This window comes from Streptomyces sp. NPDC002884, assembly GCF_040295245.1.
Lineage (GTDB): Bacteria > Actinomycetota > Actinomycetes > Streptomycetales > Streptomycetaceae > Streptomyces.
In genome coordinates this window covers 151,961-168,573 of record NZ_JBEOVB010000015.1, presented here as the reverse complement: position 1 = coordinate 168,573, position 16,613 = coordinate 151,961, and the positions used below count along the sequence as shown (strand labels likewise).

Annotated in this window: 18 protein-coding genes and 1 riboswitch; of the genes, 7 read left to right on the top strand and 11 right to left on the bottom strand. The window is 73.2% G+C overall.

Annotated features, from left to right (window positions below; all coding sequences use genetic code 11):
* Position 1: 1 nt before the first annotated feature.
* A complete protein-coding gene (locus ABT070_RS27650) occupies positions 2–1,789 on the top strand; it encodes a glycoside hydrolase family 15 protein (protein WP_351764575.1) in 1,788 nt (595 codons plus the stop codon).
* Between the two features lie 5 nt (positions 1,790–1,794).
* The gene (locus ABT070_RS27645) at positions 1,795–2,550 is read left to right on the top strand and encodes an SDR family oxidoreductase (RefSeq protein ID WP_351764574.1); all 756 of its coding nucleotides are present in this window, start codon (positions 1,795–1,797) and stop codon (positions 2,548–2,550) included.
* 358 nt (positions 2,551–2,908) lie between these two features.
* Here the strand turns inward: ABT070_RS27645 and amaP are convergent, their stop codons facing one another.
* Genes amaP through ABT070_RS27620 form a run of 5 tightly spaced genes read right to left on the bottom strand, consistent with a single transcriptional unit; the run spans position 2,909 to position 5,219 of the window.
* Positions 2,909–3,487 (bottom strand): alkaline shock response membrane anchor protein AmaP, encoded by a 579-nt coding sequence (amaP, locus tag ABT070_RS27640; RefSeq protein ID WP_351764573.1) that lies wholly within the window; start codon positions 3,485–3,487, stop codon positions 2,909–2,911.
* A gap of 5 nt (positions 3,488–3,492) precedes the next feature.
* A complete protein-coding gene (locus tag ABT070_RS27635) occupies positions 3,493–4,122 on the bottom strand; it encodes a DUF6286 domain-containing protein (RefSeq protein ID WP_351764572.1) in 630 nt (209 codons plus the stop codon).
* Positions 4,119–4,499, bottom strand: coding sequence for an Asp23/Gls24 family envelope stress response protein (locus tag ABT070_RS27630; protein ID WP_351764571.1), 381 nt, complete (start codon positions 4,497–4,499; stop codon positions 4,119–4,121). The genes ABT070_RS27635 and ABT070_RS27630 overlap by 4 nt, the downstream gene beginning before the upstream one ends.
* Before the next feature lie 5 nt (positions 4,500–4,504).
* Positions 4,505–4,690 (bottom strand): hypothetical protein, encoded by a 186-nt coding sequence (locus ABT070_RS27625; RefSeq protein WP_351764570.1) that lies wholly within the window; start codon positions 4,688–4,690, stop codon positions 4,505–4,507.
* A 43-nt stretch (positions 4,691–4,733) separates the two neighbouring features.
* On the bottom strand, positions 4,734–5,219 hold the full coding sequence (locus ABT070_RS27620; protein ID WP_351764569.1) for an Asp23/Gls24 family envelope stress response protein: 486 nt from the start codon (positions 5,217–5,219) through the stop codon (positions 4,734–4,736).
* Positions 5,220–5,315: 96 nt separating this feature from the next.
* Between ABT070_RS27620 and ABT070_RS27615 the strand changes: the two genes are divergently transcribed.
* Positions 5,316–6,053 (top strand): nucleopolyhedrovirus P10 family protein, encoded by a 738-nt coding sequence (locus tag ABT070_RS27615; protein WP_351764568.1) that lies wholly within the window; start codon positions 5,316–5,318, stop codon positions 6,051–6,053.
* A 40-nt stretch (positions 6,054–6,093) separates the two neighbouring features.
* On the opposite strand, the gene ABT070_RS27610 is transcribed toward ABT070_RS27615, so the two are convergent.
* The 3 genes from ABT070_RS27610 to ABT070_RS27600 form a co-directional block, all read right to left on the bottom strand.
* Positions 6,094–6,897, bottom strand: coding sequence for an enoyl-CoA hydratase/isomerase family protein (locus tag ABT070_RS27610; RefSeq protein WP_351764567.1), 804 nt, complete (start codon positions 6,895–6,897; stop codon positions 6,094–6,096).
* 124 nt (positions 6,898–7,021) lie between these two features.
* On the bottom strand, positions 7,022–7,243 hold the full coding sequence (locus tag ABT070_RS27605; protein WP_004002281.1) for a helix-turn-helix domain-containing protein: 222 nt from the start codon (positions 7,241–7,243) through the stop codon (positions 7,022–7,024).
* Between the two features lie 408 nt (positions 7,244–7,651).
* Positions 7,652–9,250: an ABC-F family ATP-binding cassette domain-containing protein gene (locus ABT070_RS27600; protein ID WP_351764566.1), complete on the bottom strand. Its 1,599-nt coding sequence runs from the start codon at positions 9,248–9,250 to the stop codon at positions 7,652–7,654.
* 245 nt (positions 9,251–9,495) lie between these two features.
* Between ABT070_RS27600 and ABT070_RS27595 the strand changes: the two genes are divergently transcribed.
* Positions 9,496–9,909: a VOC family protein gene (locus ABT070_RS27595; RefSeq protein ID WP_351764565.1), complete on the top strand. Its 414-nt coding sequence runs from the start codon at positions 9,496–9,498 to the stop codon at positions 9,907–9,909.
* A 53-nt stretch (positions 9,910–9,962) separates the two neighbouring features.
* On the opposite strand, the gene ABT070_RS27590 is transcribed toward ABT070_RS27595, so the two are convergent.
* From ABT070_RS27590 to ABT070_RS27580, 3 genes are all read right to left on the bottom strand, one after another.
* Entirely contained in the window at positions 9,963–11,402 is a 1,440-nt protein-coding gene (locus tag ABT070_RS27590; RefSeq protein WP_351764564.1) for a hypothetical protein, read from the bottom strand.
* A gap of 266 nt (positions 11,403–11,668) precedes the next feature.
* Complete coding sequence (locus ABT070_RS27585; RefSeq protein ID WP_351764563.1) at positions 11,669–12,805, bottom strand: alpha/beta hydrolase; 1,137 nt, start codon at positions 12,803–12,805, stop codon at positions 11,669–11,671.
* A 63-nt stretch (positions 12,806–12,868) separates the two neighbouring features.
* Positions 12,869–13,600 (bottom strand): class II aldolase/adducin family protein, encoded by a 732-nt coding sequence (locus ABT070_RS27580; protein WP_351764562.1) that lies wholly within the window; start codon positions 13,598–13,600, stop codon positions 12,869–12,871.
* A 216-nt stretch (positions 13,601–13,816) separates the two neighbouring features.
* Between ABT070_RS27580 and ABT070_RS27575 the strand changes: the two genes are divergently transcribed.
* The 3 genes from ABT070_RS27575 (at position 13,817) to ABT070_RS27565 (ending at position 16,247) form a co-directional block, all read left to right on the top strand.
* The gene (locus tag ABT070_RS27575; RefSeq protein WP_351764561.1) at positions 13,817–14,569 is read left to right on the top strand and encodes a lysozyme; all 753 of its coding nucleotides are present in this window, start codon (positions 13,817–13,819) and stop codon (positions 14,567–14,569) included.
* Between the two features lie 153 nt (positions 14,570–14,722).
* The gene (locus ABT070_RS27570; RefSeq protein WP_351764560.1) at positions 14,723–15,991 is read left to right on the top strand and encodes an inorganic phosphate transporter; all 1,269 of its coding nucleotides are present in this window, start codon (positions 14,723–14,725) and stop codon (positions 15,989–15,991) included.
* Between the two features lie 34 nt (positions 15,992–16,025).
* Positions 16,026–16,247: a hypothetical protein gene (locus ABT070_RS27565; protein WP_351764559.1), complete on the top strand. Its 222-nt coding sequence runs from the start codon at positions 16,026–16,028 to the stop codon at positions 16,245–16,247.
* A 121-nt stretch (positions 16,248–16,368) separates the two neighbouring features.
* Positions 16,369–16,521: riboswitch (cobalamin riboswitch) on the top strand.
* Positions 16,522–16,613: the final 92 nt, after the last annotated feature.

Here is a 16,613-nt window from a genome sequence, read left to right as displayed (position 1 = left end):
CGTGCACCCCCGCATCGAGAACTACGCGCTCATCGGCGACGAACAGACCGCCGCCCTGGTCGGCATGGACGGCTCCGTCGACTGGCTCTGCCTGCCCCGCTTCGACTCCGGAGCCTGCTTCGCCCGCCTCCTCGGCGAGGAGGAGAACGGCCACTGGCGCATCGCCCCCCAGGGCGTGCAGGGTCCCTGCACCCGGCGCGCCTACCGGCCCGACACCCTCGTCCTCGACACCGAATGGGAGACCGACGAGGGCGCGATCCGGGTCACCGACCTGATGCCCCAACGCGACAAGGCCCCCGACGTCGTACGCATCGTCGAGGGGCTGCGCGGCCGGGTCACCGTCCGCAGCGCGCTGCGGCTGCGCTTCGACTACGGCTGGATCATCCCGTGGATGCGCCGGGCCGACGGCCACCGGGTGGCGATCGGCGGCCCCGACGCCGTCTGGTTCCGCAGCGAGCCGGAGGTACACACCTGGGGCGAGGACTTCACCACCTACTCGGAGTTCACCGTCGCCGAGGGCGAGTCGGTCGCCTTCGTCATGACCTGGCACCCCTCGCACGAGTCGCGCCCGCCGCTCGTCGACCCGTGGGAGGCGCTGCGGGTCAGCGTCGACGACTGGCAGGCGTGGGCCGCCCGCTGCCGCTATTCCGGGCCCCACCGGGACGCCGTGGTCCGCTCCCTGATCACCCTCAAGGCCCTCACGTACGTCCCCACCGGCGGTATCGTCGCCGCGCTCACCACCTCCCTGCCCGAGGAGATGGGCGGGGTGCGCAACTGGGACTACCGCTACTGCTGGCTGCGCGACTCCACCCTCACCCTCGGCGCCCTCCTTGCGGCCGGCTACGAGGACGAGGCCGAGGCCTGGCGCAACTGGCTGCTGCGCGCCGTCGCGGGCGATCCGGCGGACCTCCAGATCATGTACGGGCTGGCGGGCGAGCGCCGACTGCCCGAGTGCGAGCTGCCCTGGCTGTCCGGCTACGCGGACTCCAAACCGGTGCGCATCGGCAACGGCGCCGTGGACCAGCTCCAGCTGGACGTCTACGGCGAGGTCATGGACTCGCTGTCGCTGGCCCGGACCGCCGGCATGTCGCCCCGGCCGCACATGTGGTCGCTGCAGTGCGCGCTGATGAAGTGGCTCTGCGAGAACTGGCGGCAGCCGGACGAGGGGCTGTGGGAGGTGCGCGGCGGCCGGCGCCAGTTCGTGCACTCCAAGGTGATGGTGTGGGTGGCCGCCGACCGGGCCGTCCGCGCGCTGGAGGAGTACCCCGACCTGAGCGGCGATCTGACGGGCTGGCGGGCCCTGCGCGACGAGGTGCACCAGGAGGTGTGCGAGCGGGGCTACGACCCGCAGCGGGGCACGTTCACCCAGTACTACGGCTCGCGCGACCTGGACGCCTCCCTGCTGCTCATCCCGCGCGTCGGCTTCCTGCCGCCGGACGACCCGCGCGTGGTCGGGACCGTCGACGCGGTCCGCGCGGAGCTCGGGCACGGCGGTCTGCTGCGCCGCTACAGCACGGACGGCGCGACCGTCGACGGCCTGCCGGGCGACGAGGGCACCTTCCTGGCCTGCTCGTTCTGGCTCGCGGACGCGCTGCACATGACGGGCCGCAGACAAGAGGCGCGGGAGCTGTTCGAACGGCTCGTGGGCCTGGCCAACGACGTGGGGCTGCTGGCGGAGGAGTACGACCCGAGGACCGGCCGGCACCTCGGCAACTTCCCGCAGGCCTTCAGCCACATCGGCCTGGTGAACACCGCCCTCGCCCTGTTCGGCGCGGAGGAGGCAGGATAGGAGCCATGGATCTTGGACTGAAGGACCGGGTGTACGTGGTCACCGGGGCGACCCGCGGCCTCGGCAACGCCGCCGCGCGCGAGCTCGTCGCGGACGGCGCGAAGGTGGTGCTCACCGGACGGGACGAGAAGCGCGTCGCCGACGCCGCGGCCGAGCTGGGACCGAACGCGGTCGGGGTCGCCGTGGACAACGCCGACCCCGGGGCGGCGGAGCGGCTCGTCGCGACGGCGCGTGATGCCTTCGGCGGGTTCGACGGGGTGCTGGTGAGCGTGGGCGGTCCGCCGCCCGGGTTCGTCGCGGACAACACGGACGAGCAGTGGCAGACCGCGTTCGAGTCGGTGTTCCTCGGGGCGGTCCGGCTGGCGCGGGCGGCCGCCGCCGAGCTGGAGGCGGGCGGGGTCATCGGCTTCGTGCTGTCGGGCTCGGTGCACGAGCCGATTCCCGGGCTGACCATCTCCAACGGCCTGCGGCCGGGTCTGGCCGGGTTCGCGAAGTCGCTCTCCGACGAGTTGGGGCCCCGCGGGATCCGGGTCGTGGGGCTGCTGCCGGCCCGTATCGACACCGACCGGGTGCGGGAGCTGGACGGGCTGTCGGCGGACCCCGAGGCCACCCGGGCCGCGAACGAGTCCCGGATTCCGTTGCGGCGGTACGGGGCTCCGGCGGAGTTCGGCCGGACGGCCGCGTTCCTGCTGTCGCCGGCGGCCTCCTATCTGACGGGCCTCATGGTGCCGGTCGACGGCGGAATGCGGCACGGGTTCTGACCACGTCCCACGCCGGGCGCGGAGACCGGCCACGGCCGACGCGCCGGGTACGGGGTCCGGCCACGGCCGGGCACGGGGCACGCGGACCGGTCACGCCCAGGTGGCGGGCACGGGGTCCGGTCACGCCCAGGTGGCGGGCACGGGACACGCCACAACAGGGCGCCGGGCGTGGGAGACGGTCAGAACCGGGCAGCACGCACGGGGACCGGTCCCGGACGACCGGCGGGCGCAGGGACCGGTCAAGGGCGGTTGACGGGCGCCGGGACCGGTCACGGTCCGGGGGCGGGTGCGGGCACGGTTGCGGTCCGGGGGCGGAGCCGGAGCCGTCGGCCGGCACCCGCCCGCGCTCCCCGGTGCCTCAACTGACCCTTTCGGCCTTGTGTTTGACGCCTCTCATCCGCACCTCGGCGGGCAGTGCCGCGAGCGCCGCCGAATCCCGCGCGTGGGTCAGGGCCTGCGCCGTCAGATGGTCCAGTGCCGTCGCCGGGTCCACGTGGGGCTCCAGCACCAGGCGGACCCGTGCCTCGGGCGCCTCCCTCCGGCCCTTCAACGCCACCTGGGCGTGGGCGACGCCGTCCAGCCGCTCCGCCTCGCCGGCGAGTACGCCCTCCAGGGCGCGCCCCCGCAGCAGCGCGCCCGCGCCGTCGCCCGTGTCGACGAGGAGCTCGCCGAGCCGGCGGCGGCGCAGGACCGCCGTCAGCCACCACAGGGTCAGCAGGACGAGGAGCGCGAGGACCGCGATCACCGTCGGCCACCACCAGGCGTCGCCGCGCCAGCGGGTGCGTTCGGCGGTGGTGAGAAGGGTGTCGTGCGGGCCGTCGTGAAGCCACCAGGAGGGCGCGGAGGCGCCCAGGCCCACGGCCAGGACCGCGCCGCCGACGGCGAGCAGCACCAGCCCGACGACTCCGAGGAGCACACGGTTGACGGTACCGAGCATCGTCCTCACCCCTTCTTCCCGGGTCGCCGCACATGGACCGACAGGGCGAGCGGCCGGACGAGTCCCAGGCCACGGATCGCGTCGGTGAGCACGGCGTCCAGGTCGGCGCGCACGTCGTCGAGGTCGCGGAAGTGGGAGAGCGCGCGGACGTCGGCCTTGCGGCGGCCGGTGCGCACCCGTGCCGACTGCACACCGGCGACCTCCATGGCCCGGTCGCGCAGCACCAGCGCGGCCGCGTCCCGGTGGAGGCCCGCCCGTACGTCCGGGTGGGTGCGGCGCATCGGCAGGAGGTCCCTGAGGCCCGGGGTCACGGCCAGGAGGATCAGCCACAGGCCGAGGGCCGCCGCGACCCCGGCGCCGACCAGCACCCAGATGTCGTCGAGGGGGCGCTCGGCGAGCTGCCGGGCGAGTCCGCTCCGCCAGGCCATGGCGGACCGGTGGGCGCGTACGGCCGCCACGTCGTAGAGGAAGGCGGCGGCGACGACCAGCAGCAGCGCCGCGACGACAGCGGCCGGCCGGCGGCGCGCCGACCAGAAGCGGTGGTCCGCGGGGCCCGCCGCGGCGGCACCGTCTTCCTTCGTGGGTTTCTCCAGAACGGGCAGTGTGCTGCCCTGCAAGCCTCCGGGCTCGCTCATCGCGCCCTCCCGTGCGCCACGCCGGGGGCCGCTGTCAGGTGCAGCCGTTCCACCTGGACGGCGACCTCCGGGACGTCCATTCCCACCAACGCGCCTACCCGCTCGGTGACATGTCGACGCACCCGGTGACAGCGTCCGCCGATATCGGTCGGGTAGTCGAGTTCGAGATGGACCCGGACGTGCGCGGCCTCATGGTGGACGACCACCGTGGCGTGCGGTCCCGCGGCGTCGGGCGGCAGGGGGCCGACCGCCTCCCGCGCGGCCTGGGCGGCGATCTTCGCCACGACCCGGTCGGCGATGCGGGTCGCGCCGCGCGCACCCGGGGCGACGACGGACGGGCGCCCGCCGACGCCGACGCCGGCGTCCCCCTCGTCCATGGAGGTCACCGGCGCCGGTCGTCGCGGGTGCGGAAGAAGTCGCCGAGTTCCAGGTCCCCCTCCAGGAACCGGCCGACGACGAACCCGATGGCGCCCAGCGCCGCCACCAGGAGGAAGGCCCCGAACCCGCCGAAGTATCCGGCGAAGCCCAGCGCCATGCCGGCGATCATGCCGACCACGGCCATGCTCAAGGTGCTCTCCCCTCAGCGGTCCGGTCACCCGGCCGACTGCGTGTCACTGGATCCGGGGCTCCGGCTCCTCGTCCTCTTCGTCGGGCAGCTTGACGTCGCTCACCGCGATGTTGACCTCGACGACCTCCAGTCCGGTCATCCGCTCCACGGCCGCGATCACGTTCTCCCGTACGGCCTGTGCGACATCGGCGATGGCCACGCCGTAGTCGACGACGATCTCCAGGTCGAGCGCGGTCTGTACCTCGCCGACCTCGGCCTTCACCCCTCGGGTCACCGACTTCGAGCCGCCGGGCACCCGGTCCCGTACGGCGCCGAAGGTGCGGCTGAGCCCGCTGCCCATCGCGTGGACGCCCAGGACGTCCCGTGCCGCGAGGCCCGCGATCTTCTCGACGACTCCGTCGGCGATGGTGGTCCGCCCTCGGGTCGCCGGATCCCCGCCGCCGCGCCTGGTCGTCTTGCGGGTTCCCAGCGGCTCGGCGCCGCCGTCGGGAATCTGCGTCCGGTGCTGCTCCGCTGCTGCCTCGGTCATCGCCGTACGTCCTTACGTCCGGTTCGTTCCTCGTCCCTTCCACCACGGTAAGCGCGGTTGCCCGGCCGCGCCCCGGGGATGCGGCAGGCTGGAGCAATGACGGCGGACGGATGGACGAGCGCGGTACGGCATCAGCTGGGCCTGGGCAGGCTGCTCCCGCTGGGCGGGCCGCGGGACGGCGCGTGGATCACGGAGGCGGCGGCCGAGGCGGTGCTGCGGCGGGCGGTGCGGGAGGTGGAGGGCGTGCGGCTCGGGGCGCTCCGGCTCGGTCCCGCGGATCCGGACGGGGCCTCCGAGCCCGTCGTACCGGCTCCGCCCAGTGCGCTGGCGCCGGGTCCGTTGCGGATGACGGCGGAGTGCGCGACGTCGGCGTCCGAGCCGCTGCCGACGGCGGCGGCCCGGCTGCGGGGCGCCTTGGCGGCGGCCGCCGGGGAACGGCTGGGCCTGGTGGTGTCGGAGGTGGACCTGACCGTGACGGCGCTGCTCGACGAGCTCGACATGCTCGCCGAACGGCCGGAGCCCGAGCCGTCCGCCGCACCCTCCGGCGCGCCGGTGCCGGGCGGGGCGGCCCTGCTCGGCGACGAGGCGCTCGCGGCCACGGCGGCGCTGTCCGTGCCCGGCGTGACGGGTACGAGCCGCGTCCTGGGACGGGCGGTGCGCGTCGAGGAGCGGCAGGACGCGACGGCGGCGCTGCCGCGACGGCACGCGCGCGTGGAGATCACGGTGGGGGCGGACCGCCGGGCCCTGGACGTGGCCCGTGCGGTGCGCGCCGTGGTGTCGGAGGCGCTGCCGGACCATCCGACGGTCGCCGTACTGGTGACGGCGGTCGGCTGACGGCGGACGGCGGTCAGCCGTCGGCGCGGTCAGCCGGGGGTCACTCGCCGACGCCGGCCATGTCCCGCAGTCGGCGGCCCTGGGCGGCGCGCTCGGCGGCGCGTTGCTCGTCGTACGTACAGTCCCCGGCGCCGCGCAGCAGCGCCTTGGTCTCGATGACGGCCTCCCGGGGCGCGGCCAGGATCGCCGCGGCCAGCTCACGCGTCGCGGTGTCGAGGTCCTGCACGGGTACCGCGATGTTGGCGAGCCCGGAGCTCACCGCCTCCTCGGCGTGCACGAACCGGCCGGTCAGGCAGATCTCGGCCGCGCGGCCGTAGCCGACCAGGGAGACGAGGGGATGCGTGCCCGTCAGGTCCGGTACGAGGCCGAGGCCGGTCTCCCGCATGGCGAACTGCACGTCGTCGGCGACGACGCGCAGGTCACAGGCGAGAGCCAGTTGGAAGCCCGCGCCGATGGCGTGGCCCTGGACGGCGGCGATGGACACGAGGTCGTTGCGCCGCCACCAGGTGAAGCCCTCCTGGAACCCGGCGATGGCGGCGTCGAGTTCGGCGTCGCCACTGCGTGCGAGATCGATGAAGGACTGCTCGCCCTCGATCCCCTCGGGCGTGAACATCTGCCGGTCGAGCCCCGCGGAGAAGGACTTGCCCTCGCCACGCAGCACGACCACGCGGACGGAGCCCGGCACCAGCCGCCCGGCCTCGGCGAGCGTCCGCCACATGGCGGGGCTCTGCGCATTGCGCTTGGCCGGGTTGGCCAGGGTCACCGTGGCGAGCGCGTCGTCGACGGTGAGCCGTACGCCGTCCTTGTCGAGCAGGGGAACGAGTTCCTGGTCAGGCGTGGCCATGAGGCGCCTCCGATGAGTGCGGTCAGCTAGCGGTCAGCTAAGTGACTGCACAGTAACCACCCGGCCGATCGGACAACCGACCGGGTGGCCACCGTCACCATCGAAAGCGGTGGGCCGCACCGGGTCAGGACGAGGCGGCCTTCTTGCCTCGGGTCGCCCCGCCACGCCCACGCAGCGTGACGCCCGACTCGCTGAGCATCCGGTGGACGAAGCCATACGAGCGACCGGTTTCCTCGGCCAACGCCCGAATGCTCGCACCGGAGTCGTACTTCTTCTTCAGGTCTGCCGCGAGCTTGTCGCGCGCGGCGCCGGTCACCCGGCTGCCCTTCTTCAGAGTCTCGGCCACCCGTGCCTCCTCATGGGAAGTGCGCTCTGGTCATCCTCATGATCACCCCTCCGGCGCGCGATGGCCACCCATTCGGCAAGGTCCGTGCGACAGGGTTTTGACGACAGGAGCGCGTCCCCACAAGTGGAATGCACGATTCCACCCGGTGGTGTTCGTGGGGCCGAACGGGTTGTTGTGCGAAGTGGCAGGTCAGAGACGCGCGACGGCCGATCCCTTGTCGACAAAGGGATCGGCCGAAAAATCGATGTAGGACACACCTCGATACGAGGAGATCTCACACAGATGATGGATCACCGGTGGGCCGAATGATCCAGACGAATGATCCAACATCGTGGATCACGTCGTGGATCACGTCTTGGATCATGTGTCGGACCACCTGCCGGAGCACGCCGTGGGGCCCGTTCCCGATCAGGCGAGCGCGACCAGATCCGCGTAGTCGGCACCCCAGAGGTCCTCGACGCCGTCGGGCAGCAGGATGATCCGCTCGGGCTGGAGCGCCTCCACGGCACCCTCGTCGTGGGTGACGAGGACGACCGCGCCCTTGTAGGTGCGCAGCGCGCCGAGGATCTCCTGGCGGCTGGCCGGGTCGAGGTTGTTGGTGGGCTCGTCGAGCAGCAGCACGTTGGCCGAGGAGACCACGAGGGTGGCGAGGGCCAGCCGGGTCTTCTCGCCGCCGGAGAGCACGCCGGCGGGCTTGTCGACGTCGTCGCCGGAGAACAGGAACGAGCCGAGCGTCTTGCGCACCTCGACCAGATCCAGGTCGGGGGCGGCGGAACGCATGTTCTCCAGGACCGAGCGCTCCGGGTCGAGGGTCTCGTGCTCCTGTGCGTAGTAGCCGAGCTTGAGGCCGTGGCCCGCGACGACCTCGCCGGTGTCGGGCCGCTCCGCGCCGCCGAGCAGCCGCAGCAGGGTCGTCTTGCCCGCGCCGTTCAGACCGAGGATGACAACCCGGGAACCCTTGTCGATGGCCAGGTCGACGTCGGTGAAGATCTCCAGCGAGCCATAGGACTTCGACAGGCCCTCGGCCATCAGGGGCGTCTTGCCGCAGGGCGCGGGCTCCGGGAAGCGGAGCTTGGCGACCTTGTCGGACTGGCGGACCGCCTCCAGGCCGGAGAGCAGCTTGTCGGCGCGGCGGGCCATGTTCTGCGCGGCGACCGTCTTGGTGGCCTTGGCGCGCATCTTGTCGGCCTGCGAATGCAGCGCGGCGGCCTTCTTCTCGGCGTTCTGGCGCTCCCGCTTGCGGCGCTTCTCGTCGGACTCGCGCTGCTGCTGGTAGAGCCGCCAGCCCATGTTGTAGACGTCGATCTGGGAGCGGTTGGCGTCCAGGTAGAACACCTTGTTGACGACCGTCTCGACCAGGTCGACATCGTGGCTGATGACGATGAAGCCGCCGCGGTAGGTCTTGAGGTAGTCGCGCAGCCAGACGATCGAGTCGGCGTCGAGGTGGTTCGTCGGCTCGTCGAGGAGCAGCGTGTCCGCGTCGGAGAACAGGATGCGGGCCAGTTCGACCCGGCGCCGCTGGCCGCCGGAGAGCGTGTGCAGGGGCTGGCCGAGCACCCGGTCGGGCAGGTTGAGCGCGGCGGCGATGGTGGACGCCTCGGCCTCGGCGGAGTAGCCCCCCTTGGTGAGGAACTCCGTCTCCTGGCGCTCGTACTGGCGCATCGCCTTGTCACGGGTGGCGCCCGAGCCGTTCGCGATCCGCTGTTCGTTCTCGCGCATCTTGCGGATCAGGATGTCCAGGCCGCGGGCGGAGAGGATGCGGTCGCGGGCGAGGACGTCGAGGTCGCCGGTGCGGGGGTCCTGCGGGAGATAGCCGACCTCGCCGGAGCGGGTGACCTGGCCGGCGGCCGGGATGCCCTCGCCGGCCAGGACCTTGGTCAGCGTGGTCTTGCCGGCGCCGTTGCGCCCGACCAGACCGATGCGGTCGCCCTTGGCCACGCGGAAGGAGGCGTTCTCGATGAGGATGCGGGCACCGGCGCGCAGCTCGATGCCGGAGGCGGAGATCACGGACAGACTCCAGTGCGGGGGTCGTTGGCGGGATGGGCGGCCGAGGACGTTCCCGCCGTCTAATGCGCGAGGAGAATGGCCATGAGGGCCAGTCTAACGGGACCGTGCAAGCATTTTTTCTGGGTCCAGGTGTTCGATCTTCACGCGCTCCCGCCGGATCCTCCTCGCGGGGGCGTTGTCGGTGGCGGGTGCCAGACTGGGCAGCGGGTGACGAATCCGGCATTGATCACAAGGGAGTGATCGGCATGGCAGGCACGAACAGCGGGCGGCCCAGCATCTATCCGACGGTGCTGTACACCGACGCGAAGGCGGCGATCCGGCAGCTCACGGAGGCCCTGGGGTTCACGGAGCTGTCCGTCTACGAGGGCGAGGACGGCTCGGTCGTGCACGCCGAGCTGGTGCAGGGCAACGGCGCGGTGATGCTCGGCTCGAAGGGGCGCGGCGGGGTCTTCGACACGGCGATGAAGGACGCGGGCCCGACGGGGGTGTACGTCGTGGTGGACGACGTCGACGCACACCACCGGCGGGCAGTGGAGCACGGCGCGGAGATCCTGATGCCCCCGACGGACCAGGACTACGGCTCCCGGGACTACATGGCCCGCGATCTCGAGGGCAACCTCTGGAGCTTCGGCACGTACGCGCCCGAGATACAGGGCTGAGAGCCCCGCCGGAACCTGTGGGGTCGCCCGCGCGGAGCCCGTGCCGGACTCGTTCAGCTGCCCCCGGTGTGCACCTGGAAGGCGGCCCGGCGGACGGCCTTGGCCAGCGCCGGGTCGGGGTGCGCGGCGGCGAGCGCCACCAGCACCTGCACGGTGCGCGGATGTCCGACGGCGCGCACCTCGGTCAGCAGGGCGGGGACGGTCGGCTGGAGCGCGGACTCCAGGTGACGTACGAGCATCGGCGCCTCGCCGTGGTCGGCGACGGCCGCTGCGGTGTCGACCCACAGCCAGGTGGCCTCCTGCCGGGTGAGCACCTCGTGGGCGTCCTCCGGGTCGACGCCGTCGTGCTCGGCGAGCCACAGGAGCGCGTACGGCCGCAGGGCCGGTTCGTCGACGACCGCGCGGACATCGGGCTCGGCGGGGGCGCCCACGACGCGCAGCGCCTCGAAGGCGAGGCCGCGCAGCAGGGCGTCGTCGCCACGGGCGGCGAACAGCAGCTCGGCGACGGCACTGCCGACGGTCCGGGCGGCGAGCCAGGCGCGGTACTCGGCGCGGGCCGCGTTCGGGCGCAGCTGGGCGCAGCCGCGGAGCATCGCCTCGGCCGACTGCTCGATGTTTCCGGCGGGGCTCTGCGCGGCGACGCAGATCTGCTCCAGCTTGACCCAGACCGCCCAGCTGCCCAGCGGGGTGAGGGTGGCCTGGCCTGCGCCGCAGGTCAGGGCGCCCACGGCGGCGAGGGCGTGCAGGGCCCAGTCCAGGAGCGGGGCGAGTTCGGCGTCCTGCGCGGGCTCCGCCGGGTCGGCGTCGGCGGAGAGGAGGACGGGGGCGACGGGGGTCGTGGGTTCCGAGCCGGCGCCGTAGGGCACCTCGCAGCGCTCGGTGCGCAGTTCGGTGACCCGCTGGCGCAGCAGGTCCAGGAGCTGCTCCACGGGGACGGGCCCGGCGGAGAGCTGGAGGAAGGAGAGCACCTGGGGCATGGCCGAGACGACCTCGGCGACGGCGGCGGGCTCCTGGTCCCCGGGTTCCGGGGAGGCCAGCGACCAGGCGTCGAACAGGGCCACCCAGCCGCGCAGGACGGCGCTGTCGTCGCGGTTCCAGGCGCGCAGCCGCCAGCCGGGGCGGGCGCTGCCGCCGTGCACCTCGACGAGGCCGGCGAGGCGGGCGGTGTCCCAGTCGGCGCGGATCCGGTCCGTGGTCAGGCCCAGGTCACTGGCGGCCCGTTCGGCGGTCGCGTCGGAGAGGGTGGCCTTGCCGTCGGTCGTGGCGGCGTCTCGGCCGGGGCCGAGGGCGTTGTCGGCCCAGCGGGCGACACGGGCCGCGGCGGCCAGTCCGGAGCGCGCCATTCTGGCCAGCTCCGCGGGGGCCGGGGTGCCCTCCGGCGGGCGGGGTGCGGGGCGGCGCGGGCGCCGCTCGTTCACAGCTGAGGGGGCGGCGGCCAGGGGTCGCGGGCGGACGAGTCGAAGCCTGGAGTCGCGCGGGATACGGGACGTCACGGGTGCAGTCTTCCGGTTGACGGTCCGAAAACCCAAACGGAATGTCACGGCGGGCTACGGGACTGGCCAAGGCACGGGGTTCCGTGACGGGCGGAGAGGCGCCTTCAGGCCAGTGGTACGGGCTTAAACGGAACCAGCGGCACCGGTCCGGCCGCCCGGTCGGGGCGCACCGCTCGGGCCCGGTCGGCGGGTCCGTCGGCGGGTCCGTCGGCGGGTCCGTCGGCGGGTCACGCCGGTGGGCCGGATCAACGGGTCGGGTCAGCGGGTCACATCAGCGGGGTCAGGAAGCGGCGCAGGGCTTCCTCGTAGGCCGCGGGGTCGGGGTTCCACATGGCGCCGTGGGGGGCGTGCGGGACGGTGTGCAGGGTGACCAGCTCGGGGCGGAGGGCGGCGAGGCGGCGGGAGGCGCCCCAGGGGGCGACGGTGTCGTCGGGGCCGTGCAGGACGAGGGTCGGGACCCTCAGCCGTTCCGGGTCGGCGACCGTGTCCCCGTGGCCGCCGGGGCCGGTGTGCAGCCCGGTGCGGCCCTCGGCGGCACGGACGGCGAGCGGCAGCAGGGCGCCCGGGGTGTGCCGGGCGGCGGCGAGGGCACGCACCGTCGTCCGCCAGTCGAGGACCGGGGAGTCCAGCACCAGCCCGGAGACGAGGTCGCGCAGCCCCGAGTCGGCGGCGGCCCGCAGGGCCATGGTCGCGCCGGTGGACCAGCCGAAGAGGACGACGCGTTCGGCGCCGTAGCGCACGGCGTACCGCATCGCCGCGTCCAGGTCGCGCCACTCGGTCTCGCCGAGGTGGTTCAGGCCGTCCGGGGAGCGGGGCGCGCCGAGGTCGCCGCGATGGGCGAGGGCGAGGACGGGGAAGCGGCGGCGGTGCAGGAAGCCCATGAGGTTCAGGGCGTGTTCCCGGGTGGTGCCCAGGCCGTGCACGGCGATCACCCAGGTGCGGCGCGGGCCGGGCACGAACCAGGCGGGCAGGTTGCCCAGCTCGCCGGGGACGTCGATGTCGGCGTGGTCGAGGCCGAGGGCACTGCTCGGGTTGCCCACATGGAGGTTGGGGGTGAGCCAGACCGCGTCGCCGGAGCTCAGACTGCCGTGGGTGACCCGCTCCAGCCGGCGTACGACGGTGTCGGCGGAGTGCGGGGCGGTCGGCAGGACGGGACCCACGACCGCGTGGGAGCCGTTGCCCGCGAGGCCGTAGGTGCCGGGGCGCAGCGCGGCGAGATCACGGGTGAGGGTGATCCGGCCGGCGGCCGTGCCGTGCACGGTGAGCCGGGGTTCGGTGGGCAGGGGCCGGCCGGGCGGCGCCTTGAGAGCGGCGTCGCTGGCCAGCCGGCCGGCGGCGACGGTGGCGGCGCCGGCGGCCAGGGCTGCGGTGACGGCGGCGGCCGTCGCTGTGACAGTGCGCACCCGTCCAGTGTCCTGGCCCGCCTCACTCCCGGCCAGTGGTGGAGCCGGTCGGGGGACGGCCGGTCACTCCCGCTGCCCGTACCCGCGCAGTCGCTCGCCCGCCTCCGCGACCTGCCCCTCCGTCAGGAGCGCCGGTTTCAGGCCGGGAACGGAGGAGGCCGTCAGCCACAGGCGGCACATCCACTCCAGCTGGGCCGTGCGGTCGTAGGCCTGGTCGAGGGTGGCGCCGTGGGTGAGGGTGCCGTGGTTCTGGAGGAGACAGCCGCTGCGGTCGACGAGGGCGCGGAGCATGTTCTCGGCCAACTCCTCGGTGCCGTAGGTCGCATAGGCGGCGACCCGGACGGGTCCGCCGAGCGCGCCCGCCATGTAGTGGACGCGGGGCAGCTCGGTGACGAGGGTCGAGACGGCGGTCGCGTGCACGGCGTGGGTGTGGACGACCGCCCCGGCGTCCGTGGTGCGGTAGACGGCGAGGTGCATGGGCAGCTCGCTCGTCGGGCGCAGGGTGCCGAGCACCTGCCGGCCGGCGAGGTCGACGCCCGTGACGTCGTCGGGGGTGAGCCGCTCGTAGGGCACGCCCGACGGCGTGACCAGCACGGTGTCGCCGACGCGTACGGAGACGTTGCCGGAAGTGCCGACGACCAGCCCGTCGGTCACGGTGCGGCGGGCCGCCGTGACGAGCGCCTCCCAAGCCCGCGCCTCCTCGAGGACGGCGTGTCTCCCCCGCCCCTCCGCCCCGTCCTGCACGCCGTCCCGGTGGTCCCGGGCGTCCCCCTGCTCGCGTCGCTGCTCAGCCATGCCGCGATCCTGCCAGGAGCCGTCGGAGGCCGCCGCCGGGCGCGGACACGGTAGGCCGGAATCCGCCCCTCCGAAAGATCGCATATCGGTATACATCACCTCCTTGAGGTGATCGGCCGGATATCGACTGGATATCGACCGTCGTCCACCGATGCCCGCGGAGCTTCCCCTAGCCTCTGGACGGCTCGTCCGCACGCCGTCGTTCCGGGGGGAATCATGGCCCGCGCCCACACTCCGTCACCGCGTCGCCGCGGCCGCGTCCGGGCGGCCTGCGCCGCGGCGCTCGCCGCGGCGGGCACCGTGCTCGCGCAGACGCCCGTCCACGCGGCCGAGCCGCCGAAGGGGCACGACGTCTCGTCCCACCAGAAGGCCGTCGACTGGGCCGGGGCGAAGGCCGCGGGGGCGAGATTCGTCTACGTCAAGGCGACCGAGTCCACCGCCTACCGCAATCCCTACTTCGAGGCGCAGTACGCCGGGGCCGGCGCCGCCGGGCTGTTGCGCGGCGCCTACCACTTCGCCCTGCCGGACAAGGGCTCGGGCACGGAGCAGGCCGCCCATTTCGTACACAACGGCGGCGGCTGGAGCGCCGACGGCCGGACCCTGCCGCCCGCCCTCGACGTCGAGTACAACCCCTACGACCGGGGGCGCCGGTGCTACGGCCTGACCGAGGCCGCGATGGTCGCCTGGATCAGGGCCTTCAGCGACGAGGTGCACCGGCTCACCGGCCGTCGCCCGGTGATCTACACGACGACCCACTGGTGGAATCTCTGCACGGGCGGCAGCGGCGCCTTCGCCGCGGATCACCCCCTGTGGATAGCCCGTCACCGGGCGTCGGACGCCGGAACGCTGCCCGCCGGATGGCCGACGTGGACCTTCTGGCAGTACGCCGACAGCGGCAGCCTGCCGGGTGACCAGAATCTCTTCAACGGCTCCGAGACGCAGCTGCGCGGGCTCGCCAAGGACGGGTGACCGTACGGCGCTTGGGGCCTGCCCCCGCGCGGCGCCGGGCCGCCGCTCCGACCCCCTTGCACAGACACCCGGAAGCCCTGCTCAGTTCACCTTCCGTTCACCCAGATTGCTTACGGTCAACGCGCCAATGACTTCGAACGATTGCCTGGGTAAATGGAAAACTTCTCGCTGATCCTCGCGATTGTGGTCGTCACCGCACTCGCGTTCGATTTCACGAACGGTTTCCACGACACCGCCAACGCGATGGCCACCACCATCTCGACCGGTGCACTCAAGCCCAAGGTTGCGGTGGCCATGTCCGCCGCGCTCAACCTTGTGGGAGCTTTCCTCTCGGTGGAGGTCGCCAACACGATCTCCAAGGGTCTCGTCGACGAGACCGGCATCCGTCCCGAGGTCATCTTCGCCGCCCTGGTCGGCGCGATCCTCTGGAACCTGCTGACCTGGCTGGTAGGCCTGCCGTCCAGTTCCTCGCACGCCCTGATGGGCGGTCTGATCGGCGCCACCATCGCCTCGGCCGGCATGGGCGCGGTGCACGGTGACGCCCTGGTCACCAAGGTGCTGATCCCGGCGATCGCGGCCCCGATCGTCGCGGGCGTCGCCGCGATGCTCGCGACCCGCCTCTCCTACACCCTCGGCAAGAAGGCCGACGGCAAGGCCGCGGCCAAGGGCTACCGCGCGGGCCAGATCGCCTCGGCCGGCCTGGTCTCCCTCGCCCACGGCACCAACGACGCGCAGAAGACGATGGGCATCATCACCCTGGCCCTGGTGGCCGGCGGTGCCGTGGCCCCCGACTCCGACCCGCCCACCTGGGTCATCCTCTCCGCCGGCCTGGCCATCGCGCTCGGCACCTACCTCGGCGGCTGGCGGATCATCCGCACCATGGGCAAGGGCCTGACCGACCTCCAGCCGCAGCAGGGCTTCGCCGCCCAGACCAGCGCGGCCACGGTCATCCTGGCCTCCTCGCACCTCGGCTTCTCCCTCTCCACCACCCACTCGGTCTCCGGTGCCGTGATGGGCGCCGGACTGGGCCGCAAGGGCGGGGTGGTCCGCTGGTCGACGGCGACCCGGATGTTCGTCGCATGGGGCCTGACGCTCCCGGCCGCGGCCCTGGTGGGCGCGCTCGCCGAGGCCGTCACCGGTCTGGGCGACTGGGGCACGGCCCTCGTGGCGGTCTTCCTGATCGCCTCCAGCGCGGCCATCTGGAAGGTCTCCCGGCGCGAGGTCGTCGACGCCTCGAACGTCAACGAGCCCGAGGAGCCCGCGGGCGTCGTCACGACGGCGATCGCCGCCGTCACCCCGCCGCCCACGGGCACCCTGGCCGAGGACCTCACGGCCGGCCGCACGACGGACCTGACGGCCACGATCCCCGCCCCGGCCACAGAGCCCGCGACCCCCGCCGCTCCCCCGGCCGCGGCCGTCTGAGCCCGCGCACCCGGTACGAAGGAAGAGAAGCAGCATGAAGATCGACTGGGCAGCCCTGGGCTCCGTCTTCGGTGTCAGCCTCGTGATCACCGTAGGCCTCGTCGCCCTGTTCACCCTCGGGATCATGGGCCTGTCGCGGCAGGAACGCGCCACGGCGCAGGGCGACTCGGCCACCCTCGCGGTGACCGGCGCGTACGCCTGCTTCGCGGCCTGCGCGGCGGCGGTGGCGTACGGGATCTCACTGATCGTCGCCTGACGCACCATCCGAACACCCGAGGGGTGCGGGACGGATCACCGTCCCGCACCCCTCGGCGTTCGTGGCCACGCCGACCGGTCCTGTGTGGGGTTCTGCACACTCCAGCCTCGCAGGTCAACAGCAAGTTGACGGGTCTTGCGGGCCGTGGTGGACTGCCCGAGCCATGTACGGCGGCAGAAGAGGAAGCCGGTGTGAATCCGGCGCGGTCCCGCCACTGTCACCGGGGTAGAAACCCCCGGGAGCCAGGAACTCTCGCCGCCGGTCTCGTCGAACCAGGGCGTGGACACCCTGAGTGAGGACATATCGCCATGCTCGCTCGGCCGTTGAGGTACACCACCAGGTCGCTCCCCGACCCCACGGCCGGCT

What these genes read in the sequence shown, in the direction of transcription:
- ABT070_RS27630 (WP_351764571.1), bottom strand. Translation starts at nt 4,499, where the DNA reads ATGGACGAGGGGGACGCCGGCGTCGGCGTCGGCGGGCGCCCGTCCGTC.
- ABT070_RS27580 (WP_351764562.1), bottom strand. Translation starts at nt 13,600, where the DNA reads ATGGCTGAGCAGCGACGCGAGCAGGGGGACGCCCGGGACCACCGGGAC.
- ABT070_RS27635 (WP_351764572.1), bottom strand. Translation starts at nt 4,122, where the DNA reads ATGAGCGAGCCCGGAGGCTTGCAGGGCAGCACACTGCCCGTTCTGGAG.
- amaP (WP_351764573.1), bottom strand. Translation starts at nt 3,487, where the DNA reads ATGCTCGGTACCGTCAACCGTGTGCTCCTCGGAGTCGTCGGGCTGGTG.
- ABT070_RS27575 (WP_351764561.1), top strand. Translation starts at nt 13,817, where the DNA reads ATGGCCCGCGCCCACACTCCGTCACCGCGTCGCCGCGGCCGCGTCCGG.
- ABT070_RS27570 (WP_351764560.1), top strand. Translation starts at nt 14,723, where the DNA reads ATGGAAAACTTCTCGCTGATCCTCGCGATTGTGGTCGTCACCGCACTC.
- ABT070_RS27610 (WP_351764567.1), bottom strand. Translation starts at nt 6,897, where the DNA reads ATGGCCACGCCTGACCAGGAACTCGTTCCCCTGCTCGACAAGGACGGC.
- ABT070_RS27645 (WP_351764574.1), top strand. Translation starts at nt 1,795, where the DNA reads ATGGATCTTGGACTGAAGGACCGGGTGTACGTGGTCACCGGGGCGACC.
- ABT070_RS27620 (WP_351764569.1), bottom strand. Translation starts at nt 5,219, where the DNA reads ATGACCGAGGCAGCAGCGGAGCAGCACCGGACGCAGATTCCCGACGGC.
- ABT070_RS27595 (WP_351764565.1), top strand. Translation starts at nt 9,496, where the DNA reads ATGGCAGGCACGAACAGCGGGCGGCCCAGCATCTATCCGACGGTGCTG.
- ABT070_RS27565 (WP_351764559.1), top strand. Translation starts at nt 16,026, where the DNA reads ATGAAGATCGACTGGGCAGCCCTGGGCTCCGTCTTCGGTGTCAGCCTC.
- ABT070_RS27615 (WP_351764568.1), top strand. Translation starts at nt 5,316, where the DNA reads ATGACGGCGGACGGATGGACGAGCGCGGTACGGCATCAGCTGGGCCTG.